Annotated in this window: 1 pseudogene; it reads right to left on the bottom strand. The window is 38.4% G+C overall.

Annotation, left to right across the window (positions count from 1 at the left end):
- Positions 1-1,489, bottom strand: a pseudogene (locus QT974_RS34235) (hypothetical protein); the annotation flags it as partial.
- Positions 1,490-1,559: the final 70 nt, after the last annotated feature.

Below are 1,559 nucleotides of genomic sequence, written 5' to 3'. Positions count from 1 at the left end.
CTCCTTTTTGTCCCCAAAAAAGGTCGTTTCCGCCTTGGCCGTAGAAGATATCGGTATAGTCACCGCCAGTCATTGTGTCAGGAGAGGAGGAACCGCTGATAATTTCGATACTGCCAAGAGTATCTACAGTTTTCTCGCCTTTGACAACAAAGCCATCTTCAACTTTGTAAACATCAGAATTACCAACTTTGTCTGCGCGAACTTTAATTCCAATTGGGCTGGAAGAATAATCAGCAGTATCAGTTATTCCTTCTCCACCATCCAAAACATCAAATCCGCTGTCACCTCTTAAATTATCATTTCCTTCTTTGCCCTGCAAAACGTCATTTCGCGCCCCGCCTACAACCTGATCTTCACCCGTACTACCTTCAATCCAGTCATCATGTTCTTTTCCTGCTGCGGATAGAGGAGAACTTAAGATTATTTTACCATCAGGAAAGTAATAGCCACTCTGATTTAGTTTCCCAAAAGTTTGTATGAGATCCGTTTGAAAATCATCTCGGTTCAAATATTTTCCTAGATCGTGATTATCCCGAAGAGCTAACTTCCCAGGTAACGTCATAACTTCTTTTAGAGTTTTCCAGAAAGTTCTCATTTTATCTTGATTAGATGCTCCTCCTTGAAACTGAAGTTTAGTAATTGGATCTCCAGGATTGTTGTATGATGTAACATATGGAGTCGTCACTCCTTGCGATGTATAGTTAGTCGGCGAACCCAAAGCAAAGACTTTTAGGTTGTTTAGACCTGCGTTGACTAATGGATTCATTCTCAAGGCATCTTCAACAAAGAAATTACCTTGAGAGTGAGGAATTAGAATCAATGAATTTGCACGATTTGACAAAAAATTAGATAAATCTTGCGTAACCCACTGGCTGTTAACGCTTTCACTAGCTTTTGACATTTCCTCCGTCCAAAATTGCGTTAATGCCTCTACTAAATCGTTTGGCGGGCTATTTTCATCATAATCACTGGAAAAATCATTATTTAATCTCTGATCGATACTGTTAAACCCTTGATATGTTTCCAAAAATTTAATTACTGATTCAATCTCTGAATCACTGGAATAGCGAAGATTGCCAGGATTATTTATTATCGATTGAACGATATCTTTTTTATCTCTGTTGTTAAGCCATTCACCGCTAAAAAAAGGAACATTTTGATTCCAATAATCAACAGAGGGTTTTAATAACTTATCTACAAAATAGTCAGCCAAGCCATCAAAAGTATCTTCAAGTCCAGGTGCAAAATCAAATGGCCACCATCTGATCTCTCCTGGGCCATCCGGTTCTGACGTAGGATTATATTGAGGCTTGAAATTAATAGAATTAGGTAAATTAGTTAACCCTAATACTTCATCAAAACCCTTTCCTTGATCGAAAACATTTTTTGGAGTTAAGATGCCGTTCATCACGACAATTCTAGTTTTACCAGCATCTTCAATGAGTTTAGCGTAAACTTCTTGGAATTCAAAATTAGGGGTAGTAGCCATGATTTTTATCCTCGTGTGGTAGATACAATGTGTTCTGAAAATTGACAAAGCGACTCTATCGACAAGCCCG

Origin of the sequence: Microcoleus sp. BM001215392 (genome assembly GCF_036700185.1) — a bacterium.
Taxonomy (GTDB): domain Bacteria; phylum Cyanobacteriota; class Cyanobacteriia; order Cyanobacteriales; family Microcoleaceae; genus Microcoleus.
Note: the sequence above shows the minus strand (reverse complement) of the source record. Positions and strands in the feature narration are given on the sequence as shown.